The 21,596-nt window shown below is 69.8% G+C and carries 16 protein-coding genes; 10 read left to right on the forward strand and 6 right to left on the reverse strand.

Features of this window, described 5'->3' with window-relative positions; genetic code table 11:
* Positions 1-28 precede the first annotated feature (28 nt).
* Both ACFWMR_RS13070 and ACFWMR_RS13075 read right to left on the reverse strand, forming a co-directional pair.
* Positions 29-1,714, reverse strand: coding sequence for a GGDEF domain-containing protein (locus ACFWMR_RS13070; protein WP_378378502.1), 1,686 nt, complete (start codon positions 1,712-1,714; stop codon positions 29-31).
* Between the two features lie 72 nt (positions 1,715-1,786).
* A complete protein-coding gene (locus tag ACFWMR_RS13075; protein ID WP_378378503.1) occupies positions 1,787-2,914 on the reverse strand; it encodes a lycopene cyclase family protein in 1,128 nt (375 codons plus the stop codon).
* A 43-nt stretch (positions 2,915-2,957) separates the two neighbouring features.
* Here ACFWMR_RS13075 and ACFWMR_RS13080 point away from each other — a divergent pair, with 43 nt between their 5' ends.
* From ACFWMR_RS13080 to ACFWMR_RS13100, 5 genes are all read left to right on the forward strand, one after another.
* Positions 2,958-4,520 carry a deoxyguanosinetriphosphate triphosphohydrolase family protein gene (locus ACFWMR_RS13080; RefSeq protein ID WP_093934131.1) on the forward strand — a complete coding sequence of 521 codons (1,563 nt, stop codon included), beginning with the start codon at positions 2,958-2,960 and terminating at the stop codon, positions 4,518-4,520.
* A gap of 237 nt (positions 4,521-4,757) precedes the next feature.
* Complete coding sequence (locus ACFWMR_RS13085; protein ID WP_378378533.1) at positions 4,758-7,637, forward strand: S8 family serine peptidase; 2,880 nt, start codon at positions 4,758-4,760, stop codon at positions 7,635-7,637.
* Positions 7,638-7,989: 352 nt separating this feature from the next.
* Complete coding sequence (locus ACFWMR_RS13090) at positions 7,990-8,658, forward strand: acVLRF1 family peptidyl-tRNA hydrolase (RefSeq protein ID WP_378378504.1); 669 nt, start codon at positions 7,990-7,992, stop codon at positions 8,656-8,658.
* 140 nt (positions 8,659-8,798) lie between these two features.
* A complete protein-coding gene (locus tag ACFWMR_RS13095; RefSeq protein WP_093934133.1) occupies positions 8,799-10,427 on the forward strand; it encodes an ABC-F family ATP-binding cassette domain-containing protein in 1,629 nt (542 codons plus the stop codon).
* 178 nt (positions 10,428-10,605) lie between these two features.
* Complete coding sequence (locus ACFWMR_RS13100) at positions 10,606-10,815, forward strand: helix-turn-helix domain-containing protein (protein ID WP_003071237.1); 210 nt, start codon at positions 10,606-10,608, stop codon at positions 10,813-10,815.
* On the opposite strand, the gene ACFWMR_RS13105 is transcribed toward ACFWMR_RS13100, so the two are convergent.
* Positions 10,816-12,114 carry a glycosyltransferase 87 family protein gene (locus tag ACFWMR_RS13105; RefSeq protein WP_378378505.1) on the reverse strand — a complete coding sequence of 433 codons (1,299 nt, stop codon included), beginning with the start codon at positions 12,112-12,114 and terminating at the stop codon, positions 10,816-10,818.
* Between the two features lie 146 nt (positions 12,115-12,260).
* Here ACFWMR_RS13105 and ACFWMR_RS13110 point away from each other — a divergent pair, with 146 nt between their 5' ends.
* Positions 12,261-14,126 carry an ABC transporter ATP-binding protein gene (locus ACFWMR_RS13110; protein WP_378378506.1) on the forward strand — a complete coding sequence of 622 codons (1,866 nt, stop codon included), beginning with the start codon at positions 12,261-12,263 and terminating at the stop codon, positions 14,124-14,126.
* A 218-nt stretch (positions 14,127-14,344) separates the two neighbouring features.
* Here ACFWMR_RS13110 and ACFWMR_RS13115 read toward each other — a convergent pair whose 3' ends face one another.
* Positions 14,345-15,073 (reverse strand): sugar isomerase domain-containing protein, encoded by a 729-nt coding sequence (locus ACFWMR_RS13115; RefSeq protein ID WP_005152167.1) that lies wholly within the window; start codon positions 15,071-15,073, stop codon positions 14,345-14,347.
* A gap of 131 nt (positions 15,074-15,204) precedes the next feature.
* Here ACFWMR_RS13115 and ACFWMR_RS13120 point away from each other — a divergent pair, with 131 nt between their 5' ends.
* From ACFWMR_RS13120 to ACFWMR_RS13135, 4 genes are all read left to right on the forward strand, one after another.
* Complete coding sequence (locus ACFWMR_RS13120) at positions 15,205-15,900, forward strand: alpha/beta hydrolase (protein WP_378378507.1); 696 nt, start codon at positions 15,205-15,207, stop codon at positions 15,898-15,900.
* A gap of 21 nt (positions 15,901-15,921) precedes the next feature.
* Positions 15,922-17,184, forward strand: a complete 1,263-nt coding sequence (locus ACFWMR_RS13125) for an SAM-dependent methyltransferase (RefSeq protein WP_093934137.1) — start codon at positions 15,922-15,924, stop codon at positions 17,182-17,184.
* 94 nt (positions 17,185-17,278) lie between these two features.
* A complete protein-coding gene (locus ACFWMR_RS13130) occupies positions 17,279-18,466 on the forward strand; it encodes an LCP family protein (RefSeq protein ID WP_378279854.1) in 1,188 nt (395 codons plus the stop codon).
* A 138-nt stretch (positions 18,467-18,604) separates the two neighbouring features.
* Positions 18,605-19,135, forward strand: a complete 531-nt coding sequence (locus tag ACFWMR_RS13135; protein WP_378378508.1) for a GNAT family N-acetyltransferase — start codon at positions 18,605-18,607, stop codon at positions 19,133-19,135.
* Here the strand turns inward: ACFWMR_RS13135 and ACFWMR_RS13140 are convergent.
* Together ACFWMR_RS13140 and ACFWMR_RS13145 are read right to left on the reverse strand one after the other, a co-directional pair.
* Positions 19,122-19,586, reverse strand: a complete 465-nt coding sequence (locus ACFWMR_RS13140) for a peroxiredoxin (RefSeq protein WP_034311845.1) — start codon at positions 19,584-19,586, stop codon at positions 19,122-19,124. The two genes, ACFWMR_RS13135 and ACFWMR_RS13140, sit on opposite strands and share 14 nt — an antisense overlap.
* A 17-nt stretch (positions 19,587-19,603) precedes the next feature.
* On the reverse strand, positions 19,604-21,421 hold the full coding sequence (locus ACFWMR_RS13145) for a putative bifunctional diguanylate cyclase/phosphodiesterase (RefSeq protein ID WP_378378534.1): 1,818 nt from the start codon (positions 21,419-21,421) through the stop codon (positions 19,604-19,606).
* Between the last annotated feature and the right edge of the window lie 175 nt (positions 21,422-21,596).

The raw sequence follows: 21,596 nt of genomic DNA on the forward strand, positions 1-21,596 counted from the left end.
ACGCATTCAGAGGACGAAATGCGAGAGGTCAGAAGCCGACGGCGGCGCGCTGCGACGGCAGACCCCGGGTGGTGATGCCGCGCAGCACCTCGACCCGCTCCGAGCCCGGACGGCCGAGCACCCAGCTGGACCCGGGGACCTCCTTGGCCCGCTTCTTCAGCGGCGCCAGGAGCCGGGAAGCGTCCTTGTAGGACCGGATCGCGCCGTTCCCGCACACCAGGGTCGCCAGTGAGACCGTCACCGGCAGCCCGTCGGCCGACCACGGCGTGTCCAGCAGCGCGGCGGCGACCGTGCCGATCTCGTCGACGTCGCAGGCGATCAGGAAGTCGTCCCCGCCGACGTGGCTGACCCGCATCCGGCGCAGCCGGGCCTCCAGATCGGTGAGCGTCCGGCCGAGGGTGCGGATCAGGTCGTCGCCGGCGGCGAATCCGGCGGTGTCGTTGACCGTCTTGAACGAGTCGACGTCCAGCCAGGCCGCGACGAACGGCTCCCGCGCGTTGATCCGGCGGTCGACGTCCCTGGCGACGGCGTCGCTGCCGGGAAGACGGGTCAGCGGGCTCAGCGAGACGGCCTCCTCGACCTTCGCCTCGGCGACCCCGCGGAGGACCTCGTTCACCAGCACCACGCCGACGCACCGGCCGCGGTCGTCGACCACCACGACGTCGTCGCCGGTGCGGCTCCAGTCCGCGTCGGTGACCAGTTCGAGGAATTCGAGCGCGCTCGCGTCGGTGTGGATCGTGTGCGGCCGGTCGGCGAGCCGCGACGCGGGCCGCTTGGCGTGCAACGCGTGGCCGTACAGCCCGGTGACCGCGACCAGGAACCGCGTCCGGTCGATCGACCACTGTGGACGGTGCCGGTCGTCGATGCCGACGATGCCGCTCGGCCCGTCGGAGGCGGCCAGCACCTCGCGCACGTCGTCACAGGTCGCGTCTTCGGGCAGAGTGGTCGCGGGGCGCAGGAAGTCGCCGACCCGGCGGGCCCGCGCGGTGCCGGGGATGAACGGGCCGGGCGCGTCCGGCGCGGGCAGCGGCGCGTGGTCGCCGTCCGGCGGAGCGAGCAGGTTGCCCTGCGCGATCCGCACTCCGAGCCGCCGCGCGGACTCCAGCTGTTCGGTGGTTTCGAGCCCCGTCGCGACCAGCCGGTTGTCGGTGCGCGACGCGAAGTGCAGCACCGCCTCGACGACCGCGACGGCGGCCGGGTCGTGCGGCAGGCCGCGCAGCACGCTGCGGTCCAGTTTCACCAGGTCGATCGGCGCGGAGGCGAGCAGCGTGAGCGGCAGGTCGCCGCGACCGAGGCCGTCGAGCGCGAGCCGGAACCCGAGTTCGGTGAGCCTGCGCATGCCGGTGAGCAGCAGATCGGCGGGGATCTGCGTGAACGGCGGCCCGATCTCCAGTACGACGTCCCTGGTCCGGCGGCCGGACAGGCCGAGCGCCTCGGTCAGCGGCTCGAACCGGGCCGGTGGCGCCGCCACGGTCCGCGCGGACAGGTTCAGGTGCAGCGGGAGCGCCGCCTGCGCCTCGCTCTGCTGCCGAACGGCTTCGGCGGCCAGGCCGACGTCGACCTCGGCCAGCTTGCCGCCGCGCCGGGCGTCGGCCAGCAATTCGTGGGCGGTGCCGCGGCCTGGCCGCGCCAGGGCTTCGAACGCGACGACGCCGCCCGTGTGAAGGCTGTACAACGGTTGGTAAGCGAAGCGGACCGCGATCTGCAACGTCACAACCGCATGGTCGTCGGTGGCGGTGCGAAACGAAACACGTGTCGACTGATGTTCATCGGCAAGGCACCTGGGTTACCTAGAACGGCGTAACGCACGCCACCCGATCAGGTGTTTTCTCACTTTCCACGGTGCTAATCGGAAAAGTGCCGACATGGCTTCGATGGTCCCCGAAAGATCCTCACGGCCGGTGGTGAAGGCTCGCTGAAGAGGGGTCGGCAGCGTGAAGAAAAGGTCGAAGAACACCGGGACCAGTTCGGGCGGCATTCCGCACAACGCCCGCAGGCCGTGCCGCCGCAACCCGTGCACGGTCCGGGCCGAGGACGGCCACAACGCGCCGTGAGCGGCCGACGCGGCCGCGGCCGGTCCCCGGTCCCAGGCCCGGACGACGGCGTCGGCGACGGGCTCCGCGAGCCGCACCGAGGTCGCGACGCTGTATCCGGTCGCTGGATGCACCAGGCCGCCGGTGGCCCCGAACGGCACCGTCCGGCCGCGCCGGGGGGCCGGCACGTCGAGCACGATCCGCACCCGCTCTTCGCGCCCGCGTGACGTCAGCCCGGCGGCCTTCAGCCGGGCGCGCAGCCGCGCCGCCAGGAGTTCCAGCGGCAGACCGGGCTTGCGGGCCAGCGAGGTTTCTTCGACCAGGACGGTGCCGTCGCCGAGGGGCAGCACGTAGAGGAAGCCGGACTCGGTCTCCCGCCAGTCCATGAACACGGCGGTGTCCGGACCGTCCACCAGGCGCAGCGCGTCCTCGGCGGGGAGGACGGCGCCGAAGGCCGTCTGTTCGTACCGGTTTCCCCGCCGCCGGGTGCCGGAGGCGTCGAAGTACAGGCCCGCCGCGAGGATCCGCCCGTCTTCGAGGCGTACCGACGAGCCCCGCGCGCCGTGATCCACGCCGGACACCGTCCCGGTGACGACGTCGTAACCGCCTTCCAGCCACTCGCGCAGCCCGGCGTTGTCCACCACGAGGTACTGCCGATCGAGGACGTGCGGCGCGGTTCCGAACGCGACTGTCGACGAAGGCGCGCAGGCGACGGCGCTTTCGGGCAGCGACGGCAGTTCGTCGGCCCACAGCCCGTAGGTCGCCCGCCAGCGCCTGCCCGGCGCCGGGTCGATCAGGACCGTCTCCAAGCCTCGCCGAGCGCAGGCACGCGCGAGTGCCCGCCCGGCCGGGCCGCCGCCCGCGATCACCACGTCCGCCACCTGGGCAGTGTCCCAAAGCGTCCCGGCGGATACGGTGTGACGCATGGAACTGACGGATCCGAGGACGTGGAGGCGCGATCCGGAGAGCGAGAGCGCCGGGTTCACCGACCTCGCCACGAGCCCGTTCCGCATCGACCGGGACCGGATCGCCGCGTCGCCGTTCTTCGCCCGGCTCGGCGGGGTGACCCAGGTGGTCAGCGCCGGCGGCTCCGGACTGTTGCACAACCGGCTCACGCACAGCCTCAAGGTCGCGCAGGTCGCCCGCGCCATCGCCGAGCGGATCAACTCGACCAGCGACTCCGCCGAACTCGCCGCGAAACTGGGCGGCTGCGACCCGGACGTCGCGGAGGCCGCCTCGCTCGCGCACGACCTCGGGCATCCGCCGTTCGGGCACCTGGGGGAGCAGACGCTCGACCGGATCGCCCGGCACCGGTTCGGCCTCGCCGACGGATTCGAGGGCAACGCGCAGTCGTTCCGGATCATCACCACGACCGACGTGCGGGGGCCGTCCGCGTCCGGGCTCGACCTCACCACGGCGGTGCGCGCCGCGGTGCTGAAGTACCCGTGGGCGCGCCTGCACGTCCCCGATCCGCATCCGACGTCGATGGACGTCCAGCCGCGCGGCGCGGCCGAACCGGCCGACGCGCCCGGCACCGGCGCGAGCAAGTTCTCCGCCTACAGCACCGAGCTTGACGACTTCGCCCAGGCGCGGGCGCCGTTCGCGGGCCGGATCGAACCCTGGCAGCAGACCGTCGAAGCGTCCGTGATGGACACCGCCGACGACATCGCCTACGCCATCCACGACCTTCAGGACTTCCATCGGATCGGCGTCCTTCAGCACGCGCCGGTCGCGGCCGAGTTCTCCGGCTGGGTCGACCACGCGGTGGAACTCGCCGGTCTGGACGACGCGACCTTGACCGCCGAACGGCGGCTCCCGGGCCGTTCGCTGGAACGCCTGCGCCGCCGTATGCACGCGAAGGACGGATGGATCGTCGACGACGACGCCTTCACCAGCGCGGTCGCGCGTGTCCGCGCCGAACTCGTCGACGGCCTGCTCGCCACCGGCTTCGACGGTTCGATCGAGGCCGAGCAGGCGACCGCCGCCTTCTCCGCGAAATGGACCGCGCGGCTCGTCGACGGCGTCCAGGTGGTCCCGTCGCCCTCGACCCGGACGGGGCATCTCACGCTGCGTCCCGCGCAGTGGCACGAGGTGCAGGTACTGAAGTTCGTGCACCGGCGGTTCGTGCTGCTGCGCCCGGAACTCGCGCTGCACCAGCGCGGACAGGCGAGCCTGGTGACCACCCTGGTCGACGCGCTCGACGCGTGGCTGCTCGACCGCGACGAGTTCTACCGGCTCCCGCGGCGGCTGCACGATCTGGTCGAACTGGCCCAGTCGGAGTTCACCGGACTCGCGCGGACGTCGCCGGAACTGCTCGTCGGGGCGACCGGGGAACCGGTCACCGGCGCCGACGCCGTGCGCGGTCTGGCGCGGGGCCGGGCGGTGGTCGACTTCGTGGCGTCACTGACCGACAAACAGGCGGTGACCCTTTTGGACGGCTTGTCCGGTCGCGCTTCGCAGCCCTGGTCGGACTCGTTCGTCCTTTGAGGCCGGTCGGTCATCACACTGTGACCATACGATTACGCTGAACAGCCTACGGCGTGCGGCCGAAACCGGAAATTTCCCATCCGATGTCACTCGAACGGCGCCTGCCGCCGATGCACGCCCGGTACTTAGCTTGATCCAGCCGGTGATCGCCGGCGTTGGTCAGCGTGAGTCGGGGCACGCGCCTAGGAATCGGAGGCGCACGTGCGTCCAACCCGTTCTGGTAAAAGAAGAAGATCGATCCTGACCGCCGGCACCGCCGCCCTCGTCGCGGCGCTCGGCCTCGTCAGCCCGCCCGTCGCGGCGGCGGAAACCGGCCAATCCCCGGACGCGTTCTCGGAGAACACCATCCGGCAGATCGAGGCCTTGCAGTCGATCAAGAAGAGTCAGACGGCCAGTGAGTCCAAAGTGGACAGCACGCTGGTCGTCGAACAGAAGATCCGCGCTCAACGCATGTCGGCCTCCGCGGTTCCCGCACTGGGGTCTGGGGCTAATGTCTCCGCGGCCGGCACCGTACTCGTGGACATCCGGGGCCAGGTTTCGGAAGAACTCCTGAAGAGCCTGCGTGAATCCGGTGCGGGGATTCGCGCGGTCTCGCAGCGGTACGGCAGCGTCCGCGCCGAAGTGCCGCTGAACGCGGTCACGACGATCGCGGGCCGCGCCGACGTCAAGCGGATCGAGACCGCCAACGAGGCGTTCACCGCCCGGCAACTGGCCGAGCCCTCCGCCGCCGGAAAGGCGAAGGGGGAGAGCAAGGAAGAGAAGGCCGCCCGGATCGCGGACGAGCTGAAGAAAGCCGTCGAGGCCAAGGGCCAGGTCGGCATCGCCGCCGGGCCCCTCACCAGTGAAGGCGACCGCGCGCACAACGCCGACACCGCGCGCCAGCAGTTCGGTGTCACCGGGGTGGGCACCAAGATCTGCGCGCTTTCCGACGGCGTCGACTCGCTCGCGACCTCGCAGGCGCGCGGCGAACTCCCGGCGGGGGTCGACGTGATCCCCGGCCAGGAGGGTTCCGGCGACGAGGGCACCGCGATGCTCGAGATCATCCACGATCTCGCGCCGAACGCGTCGCTCGGTTTCGCCAGCGCGTTCAACTCCGACGCCAGCTTCGCCGACAACATCCGCAAGCTGCGGTTCGAGGCGCACTGCGACGTCATCGTGGACGACGTCCTGTACTTCAAGGAATCCCCGTTCCAGGACTGGATCATCGCCCAGGCCGTGAACGACGTGACCGCCAACGGCGCGCTGTACTTCTCCTCGGCCGGTAACGAGGGCAACGTCGCCGACGGCACCTCGGGCCACTGGGAAGGCGACTTCGTCGACTCCGGAAAGAGCATCGGCAAGTTCGCGGGCACCGCGCACAACTTCGCCGGTGCCGCGGGCAACCAGATCTTCCAGCCGATCTCGAACGCGTCCGGGGCGGTACCGGTCACCCTGTTCTGGTCCGACCCGCTGGGCCACTCGAACAACGACTACGACCTGTACCTGCTGAACGCGGCGGGCAACGTCGTCGCACAGAGCCAGGACGTCCAGACCGGCACCCAGGACGCCTACGAACGGGTGAACACCACGGGCGCCGCCGGACTGCGGCTGGCCATCGTCAAGTTCTCCGGTGAGGGCCGCTACCTGTCGCTGTCCGCGCTGCGCGGTCGTTTCACCGACTCGGCGGACGGCCTCAAGGCCTACACCAAACCCGGTGTGACCGTGGGCCACTCGGCCGCGCGGGACGCGTTCAGCGTCGCGGCGGCCCCGGCGGCCAAGGCGTTCCCGCGTGCCCTCGAACCGGGCGACCCGGCCAACCCGGCGGGCCCGTTCCCGGCCGCCTTCGGCGCGACCACCAAGGTCGAACGGTTCACTTCGGACGGTCCGCGGCGGATGTTCTACCAGGCCGACGGCACCCCGATCACCCCGGGCAACGTGTCCGGCACCGGTGGTGAGGTCCGCGCCAAGCCGGACATCACCGCGGCCGACGGCGTGTCCACCAGCGTCACCGGCTTCACCACGTTCTACGGCACGTCGGCCGCCGCGCCGCACGCCGCCGCGATCGCGGGCCTGGTGCTTTCGGGCAACCCGGGGCTGCCCCCGGCCGAGGTGCGCGAGGCACTGATCAACACCGCCGTCGACATCCTGGCCCCGGGCCGTGACCCCTCCAGCGGCGCTGGCGTCATCCTCGCCGACAAGGTGCTCGCCTACACCGGCGCCAGCCCGCAGCCGCTCGCGACCGCGGGCCAGCCGACGGTCACCCCGGCCGACGGCGGTTCCGCGCTCGACCCGGGCGACACCGCCAAGGTGACCCTGCCGGTGACCAACCGCGGCGACGGCACCGCGTCGTCGACCAGCGTCGTGCTCTCCAGCCCGACCCCGGGTGTCACGGTGGCGCCGCGGTCGAAGTCGTACGGCACGATCAGCCCCGGGCAGACCGGCGTGAACGACTTCACCATCACCGTTCCCACCACGCAGGAACTCGGTGTGCCGGTGGTGCTGAACGCGCGCGTGACGTTCGCGGGCTCGTTCTCGCCGACCACGTCGACGTTCTCGCTGCCGGTCGGCACCCCGTCGCCGGTGACGCAGAACTTCACCTACGCCGGTGCCGCGGTGGCGATCCCGGACAGCGACCCGACCGGCGTGACCGTGCCGATCACGGTCAGCGGTATCGGGCGCGCGTCGAAGCTGACGTTCTCGGTGGACGGGGCGACCTGCAACACCGACCAGACGTCGACGACGGTGGGCATCAACCACTCGTACGTCGGTGACCTGGTCGGCACGCTGACCTCGCCCGCGGGCGCCAAGGCGACCGTGTTCCAGCGCAACGGCGGCTCGGGCAACAACCTGTGCCAGGTCGTCTTCGCCGACAACGCGGCCACCCCGTTCAGCTCGGTCACCGCGGCGAACAACCCGTTCACCGGGACCTACCGGCCGGCGCAGGCGATCGGTGGCCTGGCCACCGGTACGGCGGCGGACGGTGTCTGGAAGTTCACCGCGGTGGACGTCGCCGGTGGCGACACCGGGTCGATCCGCTCGATCTCCTTGCACCTCAACGGTTTCGTTCAGCCCGGCGTGGCTGAGCGGCCCGCGAGTGTCGGGAAGTCGGTCGGGACCGGACCGGTGAAGCCGGTCTAGCCCTCTCGCCAAGTCCGTGAAGGCCTCCTTCCCTACCCTCAAAGTAGGGAAGGAGGCCTTCACGCCTTGCCAAGTACATGAAGGCCCCCTTCCTTGCGCCTAGGTACAGGAAGGGGGCCTTCATGTACTTCGGTCTGGAGGGGACGGGGCGCGGAGGCGGAACTCGCGTGCTTGGAGGCGTGACTCGCGTGCGTGAAGACGGAACTCGCGAGTGCGGTGTTATCGGGCCGAGGAATTGTGAGCTGGGGCCAAGCGTGGCGCTCGGGACACCACACACCCACCCGACACCAGAGGAAGCAGCGCACCTTTCCGGCACGGTTGCCGATCCGCTCCGACCCCGTAGGTTGGGACCATGGCGAGGGAGCGGCAGGTGGCGGGCGGAGGACGCGCCGTCGAGGTCGCCCCGGACCGCCTCGAAGGCTGGTACGCCCGCTTCGCCGTCCGAAACGAAGGCGTCCGCGAAACGCGCTTCGAGCCGGACGCCGTCACGGTCACCGCGGAAAACGGCGTCGTCGCCATCGCGACAGTCCCTTTCGGACCGTTGGGTACCGAAGGAACCGTGGCCGGGCTGGCGGCCGGTCCGCTCGTCGACCACGCGCTGATCTCGCGGCGGATCGCGCTCCTGCTGGTGCGCCGCGGCGGGCACAGCGTCGGGATCGCGCGCGGGGGAGTGGTCGTCCAGTCCAGGACGGACCGCCATCTCGTCCAAGGCCGGTCCGCGGCGGGCGGTTGGTCGCAACAGCGGTTCGCGCGGCGCCGGGAAGGCCAAGCGCGTACGGCGCTCCGCTCGGCCGCCGAGGACGCGGTCGAAATCCTCGTGCCGCAACTGTCCGAAGTGGACGCTGTAGTCCTCGGCGGCGACCGCCGGGCGCTGGAATCACTGCGCGAAGACAGGCGGCTCGTGCCGTTGTTCGAGCGTGCCGAACCCCGGATCCTCGACATCGCCGAACCGCGTCGTACGGTGCTCGACGACGCGGCCGAGCGGGCGGTCGCGGTCGAAATCACCCTGTCCGGGCCGTGACCTCGGGCACGGTCGGATAAAACCGCTCGACAGCGGCCCGTACACTGATCGTGTGGACATCCTCTTGGAGTAGCTCCTCGCCGGCCTCGTCCGGCGAGTCGAAGCTGTCCGCTCATCCACCCCTTGTACCGGGAGTTCCCGTGATCACGGCCTCTGGCCTTCAGCTGCGCGCCGGCTCGCGCATTCTGCTCGACGACACCAACGTCCGCATCCAGCAGGGCGACCGGATCGGCCTGGTCGGCCGCAACGGCGCCGGCAAGACCACCTCGCTCAAGGTGCTGGCGGGGGAGGGCGAGCCGTACGCCGGCGAGGTCCGCCGCAGCGGCGAGCTCGGTTACCTGCCGCAGGACCCGCGCGAAGGTGATCTGTCCGTCACCGCGAAGGACCGCGTGCTCTCCGCGCGTGGCCTCGACGCGCTGCTGCGCAACATGGAAAAAGCGCAGAACGCGATGTCGGAGCTGGTGGACGAGAAGGAGCGCGACAAGGCGGTCAACCGCTACAGCCGTCTCGAGGAGCGTTTCGCCTCCCTCGGCGGGTACGCCGCCGAAAGCGAGGCCGCGCGGATCTGTTCCAACCTCGGTCTCGCCGACAGGGTGCTCGCGCAGACGCTGCAGACGCTCTCGGGCGGTCAGCGTCGTCGCGTGGAGCTGGCCCGGATCCTGTTCGCCGCCGCCGAAGCCGGCGCGGGCGGCAAGTCCGAGACGATCCTGCTCCTCGACGAGCCCACCAACCACCTCGACGCCGACTCCATCAACTGGCTCCGCGGCTTCCTGAAGCAGCACGACGGCGGTCTCGTGGTCATCAGCCACGACGTCGAACTGCTCGCCGACGTGGTCAACAAGGTGTGGTTCCTCGACGCGACCCGCGGCGAGCTCGACCTGTACAACATGGGCTGGCAGCGCTACCTCGACGCGCGCGCCACCGACGAGAAGCGCCGTCGCCGCGAGCGCGCGAACGCCGAGAAGAAGGCGTCCGCGTTGCAGCAGCAGGCCGCGAAACTCGGCGCCAAGGCGACGAAGGCGGTGGCCGCCAAGAACATGGCCCGCCGGGCCGAGCAGATGCTCTCCGCGCTCGACGACACCCGCCAGGCCGACAAGGTCGCCCGGATCAAGTTCCCCGAGCCCGCCCCGTGCGGCCGGACCCCGCTCACCGCGGAAGGGCTTTCGAAGTCCTACGGTTCGCTCGAGATCTTCACCGGAGTCGACCTCGCCATCGACCGCGGTTCGAAGGTTGTCGTACTCGGATTGAACGGTGCCGGAAAGACGACTTTGCTCCGCCTGCTCGGCGGAATGGAAACTCCGGATACCGGCGAGACCATTCCAGGTCACGGATTGCGTTTGGGCTATTACGCACAGGAACACGAAACGCTCGACCACGACGCGTCCGTGTGGGAAAATATCCGTCACCTCGCGCCGGACACGGGCGCGCAGGAGCTCCGGAACCTTCTCGGATCGTTCCTCTTCACCGGCGAGCAGCTCGATCAGCCCGCCGGCACGCTCTCCGGCGGCGAGAAGACGCGGCTCGCGCTCGCCGGGCTGGTGTCCAGCGCTGCCAACGTTTTGCTGCTCGACGAGCCGACGAACAACCTGGACCCGGCCAGCCGCGCGCAGGTCCTGGACGCCTTGCGCAGCTTCTCCGGCGCCGTCGTCCTGGTGACGCACGACCCGGGCGCGGTCGAGGCCCTGGAGCCGGAACGCGTCATCCTGTTGCCGGACGGAACCGAAGACCATTGGTCTGCGGATTATCTGGAACTTGTCCAACTTGCGTGAGGCCTGCGTCCGTTCGGGTGCTTGATCGATGCCATCCGGCCACTGAAATGGCCCAATGTGATCGCGGTTTCAGCAGTTTTGCGCTCGTCGTCTGGCATTCCGGCGCTCAGTGTTCGATCATTGCGGCGACAGGGGCCGTTATGTGGCCCAGAACACTCTCGGCGGGAAGGCGATCGACGTGGCTGATCTCAAGAAAGGCGCGCGGATCACCGGCAACACGCGTGACAAGCTGGCCGCTGACCTGAAGAAGAAATACGAGAAGGGCTCGAGCATCCGCGCCCTCGCGGAGTCCACGGGTCGCTCGTACGGATTCGTGCACCGGGTCCTCTCGGAGTCCGGCGTCCAGCTGCGCGGGCGTGGCGGTGCCACCAGGGTCAAGAAGAAGTAGTCACGAAGAAGTAGCGGACTGCTGCGCGGGGGGCGCAGTTCCCTTTCCAGGGACCGCTGTTTCACGGGTTTCACCGGACAGGAAGACCAGCCTGGCGCCGAGCAGGACCAGCGGATACACCAGATATCCGTACCTTGTCGCCGGGGTGAGCAGGATCAGCGCGACGAGCCCGACGGCCATGCGCGTCAGCGCGTCCGATCCGGTCGCGGGAGGGCGGCGCACCAGCCAGACGAGGATCACGACGGCCGCGATGCCGAGCAGGGCGAAGGAAACCGCCGTGCCCACCGGGCCGAGCGAAGCGATGAGGCGACCCGGCAACGGGCTCGCCGCCGGCGACTTGATCATGCCGATTCCCATCGGGAACCGGAAGACGTGCTCGACGAACGCCTTCGGGTCCACGAGATAGACCGGTACGTGCAGGACGAGGGTCGTCACCACGAGTGCCGCGGCGAATCCGCCCAGTGCGCGAGGACCACGCCGCGTGATCAACAGGACACCCAGCACCACAATCGCGGGCGCGACGATGAGTTTCGCGCTGACCACCAAGGCCAGCACCAGACCCGACAGCACGGCGCGGCCGGTCGTGGCCAGCGCGAAGGACAGCACCAGCAGGCCGACGATGGCCAGATCCGGGCCCGCCACCGCCCAGGTCAGCGCGGTCAGCGGGCAGGCGAGGGCGAGCTGGGCGGCGCTGACCGGGATTTTCGGCCACTTCAGCAGCCGCAGCGTCAGCAGTACACACGCGACGGCCGCCAGTGCGAACATCCAGCGCGCGTCGGTGAGGGCGTCGGCCACCGGTCCGCCGCCGAAGAGAGCGCGCGGCAGGCCGAAGACGGTCATCACCGGACCGTATGGGGTGTAATCGTTTACCTCCACCGCGCGACCGAGCGCGGTGACGTCGACGTACGGGGTTCCGTTCTCCAGCAGGAGTTTCGCCGACCGTTCGATCACCCAGACCTCGGGCTGGGCGGCCCACGACTCCGGCGTGATGAGCCAGTCCACTCCGGTCAGACGGCGAATGACGAGCATCCCCAACGGAAGGATCATTGCGAACAGGCCGATGGCGCCGATACCGATCCACCGCGAACCGAGCGCGCCGACCGGCCTGCCACGTCGTGCGGCGACCATCAGCCAGCTGGTGTGGACCACGGCGAGGCCGTAACCCGCCACGGCGAAGTTCGCCCACACGTGATAGCCGTAGAACTCCGCGACGGCCGTGTTCACGACGGCGAAGATCAGGCAGCCCGTGTAGAAGACCAAGTCGATGGTCAGTCGTCGCCGGTCCGGGTCCTTGGTCACCGGCCCAGGCTACCGACGCGGCGACCTCCGCCGGAAAGAGGACGCGGAAACCGGGAAGCATCCGCTTGCCTGGGGTGTTGGTCATGCTTATATCCGGGAAAACTCTCGACTAATATCGAGGTTTTGGGGGCGAAGAGAGGGTTCTCATGGACAACACGTGGACGCTGATGAACTCGGCGATGAAGTCGGCCGATGTTCCGAAGGGGCTGCACAAGGGCACGCTCCGCCGCGTCGCGAGGTTCGCCAGGCCGCACTGGCGAAGGTTGCTGATATTCCTGGTGCTCACCGTCGTGTCGGCGGTGCTGGCGGTGAGCACGCCGGTGCTGGCCGGGAAGGTGGTCGACGCGATCGTCGGCGGGCACGACGTCTCGCTGGTGGTGTGGCTTGCCGTGGTGATCGCGGCGCTGGCGCTGATCGACGCCGGGCTCGGGCTGGCGGAACGGGCCCAGTCGTCGAGGATCGGTGAGGGGATCATCCTCGACCTGCGGCTCGCGGTGTACCGGCACGTGCAGCGGATGCCGGTCGCGTTCTTCACCCGCACCCGAACCGGTGCCCTGGTGAGCAGGCTCAACAACGACGTCATCGGTGCGCAGCGCACCTTCACCGCCACACTGTCCGGTTTGGTCACCAACGTGATCCAGCTGGCGCTGTCGCTGGTGGTCATGGTGACCCTGTCCTGGCAGGTCACCCTGCTCGCGCTGGTGCTGTTGCCGGTGTTCATCCTGCCGACGCGGCGGCTCGGGCGGCGGATGGCCGGGTTGCAGCGGGAGGCGGGCCAGCTCAACGCGGCGATGACCACGCAGATGACCGAACGGTTCTCCGCGCCGGGCGCGACGCTGGTGAAGCTCTTCGGCGACCCCGAGCGGGAAGCGGGCGACTTCGGTTCGCGGGCCGGGCGGGTGCGCGACATCGGGGTGCGGACGGCGATGCTGACGCGCTGGTTCCTGACCAGCCTGACCACGGTCTCCGCGCTCGCGCAGGCCCTGGTCTACGGCCTGGGCGGGTACCTCGCGCTGACCGGGGCGCTCGCGCCGGGCACCGTCGTGGCGCTGGCGTTGCTGCTGACCAGGCTGTACTCGCCGCTGACCGCGCTGGCGAACGTCCGGGTGGACGTGATGACCGCGCTGGTGTCGTTCGAGCGGGTCTTCGAGGTGCTCGACCTCAAGCCGATGATCGAAGAGAAGCCGGACCCGGACCGCGTTCCCGAAGGCCCGGTTTCGGTCGAGTTCGCCGACGTCCGGTTCGGCTACCCCGCGGCGGACCGGTACTCGCTGGCCTCGCTGGAGGACGTGTCCACTTTGGATCACCGGGGTGGTGAGGAGGTGTTGCACGGCATCAGCTTCCGGGCCGAACCCGGGCAGATGGTGGCGCTGGTCGGGTCTTCGGGCGCGGGGAAGTCGACGATCGCCTCGCTGCTGCCGCGCCTCTACGACGTCGACGCGGGATCGGTCCGGTTGTCCGATGTGGACGTCCGCGACCTGAGTTTCGCGTCGCTGCGGGAAACCGTCGGCGTGGTCACCCAGGACGGGCACCTCTTCCACGACACGATCCGGGCGAACCTCGAGTACGCGCGGGCCGGAGTCACCGACGCCGAGATCTGGTCGGCGCTGGACCGCGCCCGGCTGGCCGAGCTGATCCGGGACCTGCCGGACGGGCTGGAGACCGTGGTGGGGGAGCGGGGCTACCGGCTCTCCGGCGGGGAACGGCAGCGGCTGACCATCGCCCGGCTCCTGCTCGCGCAGCCGAAGGTCGTCATCCTCGACGAGGCGACCGCGCATCTGGACTCGCAGTCCGAGGCGGCCGTGGGCGAGGCGCTGACCGACGCGCTGGACGGGCGGACCGCGCTGGTCATCGCGCACCGGCTGTCGACGGTCCGGGCGGCGGACCAGATCCTGGTGATCGAGCACGGGGAGATCGTCGAGCGGGGGACGCACGACGAGCTCCTCGCCCGGGAGGGGCGCTACGCGACGCTGTACCTGACGCAGTTCTCGGAGGAGCCGGCGGCGGCGTGACCTGCCTCAGGGACGCTATGAAGGACGCTTTCATAGCAAATTTTGCAATGAAAGCGTCCTTCATAGCGCGCGCGGTGGGAGGTGTCATGAAAGGGTCGTTCAAGACGTTTTTCGTCCTGAACGACCCTTTCATGACATCCGAGAGGGAGGGCCAGTCCGTGTGTGCCCGACGAAGTGCCGCGCGGACGAGTCGAGGGGCTCGTCCGCGCGGGCGACGGTTACCGGAGAGCGGGAACCCGCGCGCCGTACTTCGCCAGCAGCGCGGCGTTGGCCTCGTCGCCGCCGTCCACGTTGGAACTGCGCCAAAGCGGGATGTCGACGCCCTGCGCCGCACCCAGGTCCACCACCTCGGCGAGGACGAGGTTCCACAGGAACGCGTTGATCACTGTGGACAGTGGCGCGGTCCGCGGCGCGTCCGGCGGGTAGCTCGAGTCGCCGGGACGGACGTGGGAGTCGAGCACGATGCTCGCTTCCTCGATCAGCGTCGTCGCCGCGCGCTTCGGCGCCGCGGCCACGGACGCGGCCGAGCTCACCGCGATGACCGACGCTCCGCGCGCCCGCGCCCCGGCGGCCAGTTCGACCGGATACGGGTTGACGCCCGAGGTCGAGAACACCACCAGCAGGTCGTCCGGCCCCGGCGCGCGTTCGGCCAGCACCTCTTCGGCGAGCCCGGAGCGGCGTTCGGTCTTGGTGCTGTGCTGCGCGCCGTGCAGTGGCAGCAGTTCGGGGTGATAGACCGGGTACACGCAGGCGAGCCCGCCCGCGCGGTAGAAGGTCTCGGCGACCGCCGCCAGCGAATGCCCCGCCCCGGCGGTGAACACCAGGGCGTCGGCCCTGATGACCCCCAGGATCAGCTCCGCCGACTTCCGGATCTGCTCCGCGTTACCCCGTTCGGCCTCCGCGAGCCGTTCGGCGACGTCTGCATAACGTTCGGTGGTGCTCACCACATCCGCCCTTCCGTCTGGAGATCAGCGACGAATGTATCGCGTGGACCAATGGCAGAAGTGGAATACATCGGGTCATGATCGAGGTTGACCCGATCGCTGTGGCCGGGGATGCGGAGACTGGAGGACCCAGGGTGAGCGAGGCTGATCCCGCGGTGCGGACCTGGCGGGCACGAGGCCAGGCGAAAGCCGTGGTGCTGGTGCTGCACGGCGGCGCCGAGCACAGTCATGCCCGCGTGGCGCCGTGGCGGCTTGCGTACCAGCGGATGGTGCCGCTGGCGAAGGCGGTCCACCGGGCGGGCCGGGGGCACGGGGTCGAGGTGCGGCTCCTGCGCAACCGGATCTACGGCTGGAACGACCACGGCACCGACGCGCTCGCCGACGCGCGCTGGGCCCTGGAGCGCGTCCACGAGGACCACCCCGGGGTGCCGGTGATCCTGGTCGGCCATTCGATGGGCGGGCGGGTCGCCTTGCGCGTCGCCGACGATCGGGCTGTCATCGGGGTCTGTGCCCTGGCACCGTGGACACCACCGGGTGAACCCATCGGCGCCGTCGGCGGCCGGGTCGTGCTGATCGCGCACGGGACCAAGGACCGGATGACCGATCCGGTGGCCTCACACGCTTTCGCGGAACGCGCCGAAAAGGTGACATCGCGGTCCGCGCGGTTTGAAATCGGCGGCGAAGGGCACGCGATGCTACGAAGGTCTCGCGTCTGGAACCGTCTCGTACGGGCTTTCACTCTCGAGCTGATCGAAGCCGGGGGAACTGACGAAACGGTGAGCGCGGCCTGGGGTCGGCCGAGCTCCGAGCGGCTGCGGATCCCGGTCTAGACCGGGTGGGAGGGAGCACCTATGTCCACGTCGAGCGTTGATCGGACGGCAGGTCCGGCCGGCCTGCCCAGTCCTGACGAAACCCGGTGGCCGGGATTGGCCACCCCACCGCATTCCCCGTTCCGCGCGCGGATCGCCGAGCAGTTGTTCCGGCAGGCGGTGCGCCCGCTGAACGTCCGCGTGCGCATGCCCGACGGCTCGCAGCTGGGCGCCGGCGGCCCGGACGCGCCCGAAATGCGGCTCAACCGTCCCGCCGCCTTCTTCCATCGCCTCGGCGTGGACGCGAAGATCGGGTTCGGCGAGGCCTACATGGTCGGCGACTGGACGAGCGACGCGCTAGCCGAGGTGCTGACCCCGTTCGCGGAGCGGATGGCGACGCTCATTCCGCCGCTGCTGCAACGGTTCCGCCGGTTCGTCGACCGCGGCCACCCCGCGGAGGAGGAGAACACCATCGAGGGGTCGCGGGCGAACATCCATCGCCACTACGACCTGTCCAACGATCTGTTCGGCGCTTTCCTGGACCCGTCGATGATGTACTCGTCGGCCTTGTTCGGCCCGGACGACGACCTCACCGCCGCCCAGCACCGCAAGATCGACAGCGTCCTCGACTACGCCGGGGTCCGTGACGGCAGCACGGTGCTCGAGATCGGCACCGGCTGGGGCGAACTCGCGATCCGCGCGGCCGCGCGCGGGGCCCGGGTCACGTCGCTGACCATCTCCGAGGAGCAGGCGACGCTGGCGACCGAGCGCATCGCGGCGGCGGGCTACGCCGACCGGGTCGACGTCCGGCTGTGCGACTACCGCGATTCCACCGGCGAGTACGACGCCGTGGTCAGTGTCGAGATGATCGAGGCCGTGGGCGAGTCCTACTGGCCCACGTTCTTCGAGACCATCGGGAAGCGGCTGAAGCCGGGCGGCAGGCTCGGGCTCCAGGCCATCACCATGGACCACGAACGCATGCTCGCCGCGGCCAGGTCGTACACCTGGGTGCACAAGTACATCTTCCCCGGCGGGCTCATCCCGTCGACCACCTCGGTGGAACAGGGCCTGCTGGAGCACGCGCGGCTGAAGCTGGACGGGGTGCGGGAGTTCGGCCAGGACTACGCCCGCACGCTGCGGTTGTGGCGGGAGAGATTCACCCAACGGTGGGAAGACATCACCGAACTGGGCTTCGACGACGTCTTCAAACGGATGTGGGAGTTCTACCTGGCGTACTCGGAAGCGGGGTTCCGTTCGGGGTATCTCAAGCTTCATCAGTTCGGCTTCGCCGAGAACGGGCGGTGAAAGCCACCCAACCGATGCGGGGTGCCGTACGTCCTTCACCTAGGGTCTGCGGTTGACTGGGCCCTACACGCGAAATCGGGACGGGTGATTCGGCATGACGTATGGAGGCGACGACCGAGGGCGACGGATGCCGCCGTCCGGCCGGCCTCGGCGGCATCAGCCCGCGCAGATGATGCCCCTGCCGGGCCGGGGGAGCAGCCCGTACGACGAGCGGACGACGCCCATGGGGCACGGCGGCGCCGAGCGTCGGCCCGGCCCGCCTCCGCGCCGTCCGGAGCCCCCCGCCCGTCGCCCGATGGACGACGGGCGCCCGCCACGGCGCCGTAAGCGGTGGGGCTTCGGCAAGGTGCTGCTCACGTTGCTGACCGTGTTCGTGGTGTTCCTCGCCGGCGTGTGGGTGTACCTGGAGTTCTCCATCAACCGCGTCGACGCGCTGGCCGACTACTCCGGCCGCCCCGTCGCGGCGGAGGGCACCAACTGGCTGATCGTGGGCTCCGACAGCCGGGACGGGCTGACGCCCGAGGAGCAGGAGAAACTGGTCACCGGTGACTCCAAGGCCGCGGGCGGTGGCAAGCGGACCGACACCATCATGGTCGCGCACGTCCCGGACAACAGCACCAAGCCGACGCTGCTGAGCCTCCCGCGCGACTCGCAGGTCGCCATTCCGGGGCACGGCAAGAACAAGATCAACGCGGCGTTCTCGATCGGCGGCCCGACACTGCTCGCGCAGACCGTCGAAGGCGCCACGGGCCTGCGGATCGACCACTACGCCGAGATCGGCTTCGGCGGGTTCGCGAAGATCGTCGACGCGATCGGCGGCGTGCACATGTGCGTCGAGAAGCCGATGGAAGACACCATGACGGGGATCAAGATCGAACCGGGCTGCCAGGACCTCCAGGGCCCGCAGGCGCTCGGGTTCGTCCGCATGCGGCACAGCGCGGCCACCCCGCGGTCGGACCTCGACCGCGTCGCCAACCAGCGGAAGTTCATCGGCGCGCTGGTGAGCGAGATCGGCAGCCCCGGCACGCTGCTGAACCCGTTCTCGCTGTTTCCGCTGCTGTCGACCGCGCCCGACGCGCTGACGATGGACTCGGGCGACCACGTGCACAACCTGGTGGGGCTGGCACTGGCGATGCGCGGGATCTCGTCGGGCGGCGTGGTCACCACGACCGTGCCGGTGACCAGCGGTTCGGCGGAGAACTGGGACAAGACGAAGTCGAAGCTGTTGTTCGACGCGCTGAAGAACGACACGGAGATCCCGGACAGCGCGATCCTGACCTGATCCGGACCCGACGAGTGTCATGAGGGGTCCCCATAGGACGAAAAATGTCTTATGGGGACCCCTCATGACACACTCGGTCAGGTTCAGGAGAGCCGAAAACCGGAGGCGCCCGGAGCGGCGGCGAGGCACCATGGACCGATGGAAGCGCCTGCCGAAACCCTCACCGACGACGTCGTCGTGCTGCGCCGCTGGAAGCCGGAGCAGCTCGAAACCCTGACCGCCGTCGCCGGGGATTCCGCGGAACACCTCGGCGCCTGGATGATCTGGGCCACCGACGGCTACGGCCGCCAGGACGCCGCCGACTTCCTCGAGCGCACCGCGAAGAACTGGGCGGCGGGCAAGACTTACGACTTCGCGATCTTCGCCGACGGCGAGGTCGTCGGCGGCTCGGGCATGATCACCCATCCGGAGCGGATCGAGATCGGCTACTGGCTCAGCCGCCACCACACCGGCCGCGGCCTCGTCACCAGAGCCGCCAGGCTCCTGGCGGACGAGGCCTTCCGGATCGGCGCGCCCGAGGTCGAGATCCGGCACGACGAGAACAACGTCGCGAGCGGCGCGGTGCCCGCGCGCCTGGGGTTCACGATGTTCGGCGACGAGACCGCCGCGCCACCGCTGGCCCCGGCGTGCTCGGGCGTCAACCGGGTCTGGCGGCTCAAGCGTCCTTAGTCTTGCGCTCGCGCAAGGCCGCGAGCGCCTTGTCGGCGTGCACGGTGAACTTCAGTTCGCTCTTGATCACTTCGAGCACCTTGCGGTCGGTGTCGATGACGAACGTGTGCCGTTTGGCGTGCAGCGGGCTGAATTTGCGCCACACACCGAACTGTTTGGCCACCACACCGTCCACATCGGACAGGAGCGGGTAGTCGAAGCCGTGTTTGGCCGAGAATTCCTGCTGTTTGGCGACGGCGTCCGGGCTGATGCCGACGCGGTGCGCGCCGACTTCGGCGAATTCCGCGGCCAGGTCGCGGAAATGGCAGCTCTCCGCGGTGCAGCCGCTCGTCATCGCGGCGGGGTAGAAGAACAGCACGACCGGGCCGGACGAGAGGAAGTCCGACAGCGTGCGCTCCTCGCCCTTGTCGTCGGGCAGCGTGAAGTCCGGGGCGATGTCACCTTGGTCCATGGACGGATCCTGCCACGTCAGTGGGCGTGCCGTTCGATGAGCTCGTCGACCTCGTCCCCGGTCGCGGAATCGGCGACGAACGAGCCGCGCGCCGCGAGGACGCCGTGCCGCCGCAGCCGCTCGGCCTGTTCGTGACTCCGGACGCCCTCCGCGCCGATGCGCAGTTTCAGCTCCTTGGCCCTGGAGACCAGCTGGCACAGGTGGCGGACGTCGGCCTCGTCCTCCCCGTCGGCCAGCGCGTCGATCACCGCGCCGGACAGGATCACGTGGCGGACGGGCAGCGCGTGCTGGGGGATCAGCTCCAGATCGGCCGAGCCGGAGATCGTCAGCACCAGCTGGGCGCCCAGATCGGCCAATACGGCGAAGGAGTCCAGCACCTCGCCGCGCGGGTCGAGCACGGACTCGCGGTCGGTGCACAGCCGCAGCGCCTGCGCGGGCAGGCTGTGCCGGTCGAGCTGCTCCTTGACCAGCAGCACCAGATCGGGGTCGATGGCCAGCCGTTTCGGCAGCCGCACGCAGACGTCCGGGGCGGCCTCGCCGAACCGGTTCCGCCAGCGCGCGGTGGCGGCGAGCGATTCCGCCAGCAGCCACCGGCCGAGCGGGATGGTCATCCCGGTGATCTGCGCCAGCGGATAGAACTCTTCGGAGTCCAGTTCGCCCTTCTCCGGATGGGTCCAGCGCAGCCCGGCGTTGACCGCGGCCAGCTGGTCCGGGTTCGCGAGCTTCACCGTCGGCTGGTAGACCAGCGAGAACTCGCCGTTCTCCAGCGCGCCCGCGATGACCGCGCCGAGCTGGTACCGGCCGCGGTCGCGCGCGTCGAGTTCCGGGTCGAACAGCATCCACTGCGCCTTGCCCGCCTCCTTGGCGCGGTGCAGGGCGATCTCCGCGGCCCGGAGCAGGTCTTCCGGCCCGCCGTCGGTGGCCGGGCGGACGACGATGCCGGCGCTCGCGCTGACCCCGATGCCGTGCCCGCCGAGGTAGATCGGCTCGACCAGTTCCTCCAGGGCCTGCTCGACCAGCGCGATCACCTGGAGCGAGGTGAACTCGCCGCGCAGCAGGACGGCGAACCCGTCGCCGGACAGGCGCGCGACGGAACCGTTGTGCCTGCCGGTGAACACGGCCTTGAGCTTGGTCGCGACCCCGCGCAGCACCTGGTCGCCGACGCCGGCGCCGAGCCCGTCGTTGATCACCTTGAAACCGTCGACGTCGAGGTAGACGAGCGCGACCTGCTCGCCGCCCGCCCCGGCCAGCGCGGTTTCCAGGGTGTTGCCGAACGCGGCGGAGTTCGGCAGGCCGGTCAGCGCGTCGTGCACGTTCTGGTGCAACAGCTGTTCCTGGAGCAGGTGGATCTCGTTGGCGTCGGCGACCATCAGCACCGGGTACGTCGAGCCGGGCCGGTCGCCGGGAAGGTCGGCGAGGGTCACGTCGACCCAGAGCGTGCCTTCCTCGCTGTGGTCCAGCAGCAGGCGTTCCTGCTGGGTCTGCCTGCCGTGCGCCATGAGCTGGGAGAGCCCGTTCCGCAGGCGGGTGACGTCGTGGTCGGCGGAGCCGAGGTCGGGGATGTGCCGTCCGCGCAGCGCCGAGGGACGGCAGCCGAGGAGTTTGCCGAGCGCGGTGTTCGCCTCGACGATCTTCCCGTCGGTGTCGGCCAACGCGATCCCGATGGGTGAGGCGGAATAGAGCTTGGAGAAGCGCTCCCGGGCGGGCTCGTGATCGGGCTCGGTCCGGACGGCGTCCTGGGCGACGCCGAGCAAGAGCTCTTCGAGTTGCTCCTGGGGAAGCGATACTCCTTTAGTGTCAGCGAGCGTCGCGGCCCATCTCCGAGCGACGTCCACCAACCCTGGCGCGGAACCAGGCTCGGGCACACTTCACCTCTTCATGCGCGGTTTATGGCCAGCTCAGACCGGGTGTCCGAGCACACGGACCCACACTAGGTATGAGCCGACCGGGTGTAGTGCCACGGCATCACGCGTGATCCGGAGTGTCTACCGGCTGAAAGGGTGATCGCTG

Source organism: Amycolatopsis thailandensis (assembly GCF_042723255.1).
Classification (GTDB): domain Bacteria; phylum Actinomycetota; class Actinomycetes; order Mycobacteriales; family Pseudonocardiaceae; genus Amycolatopsis; species Amycolatopsis thailandensis.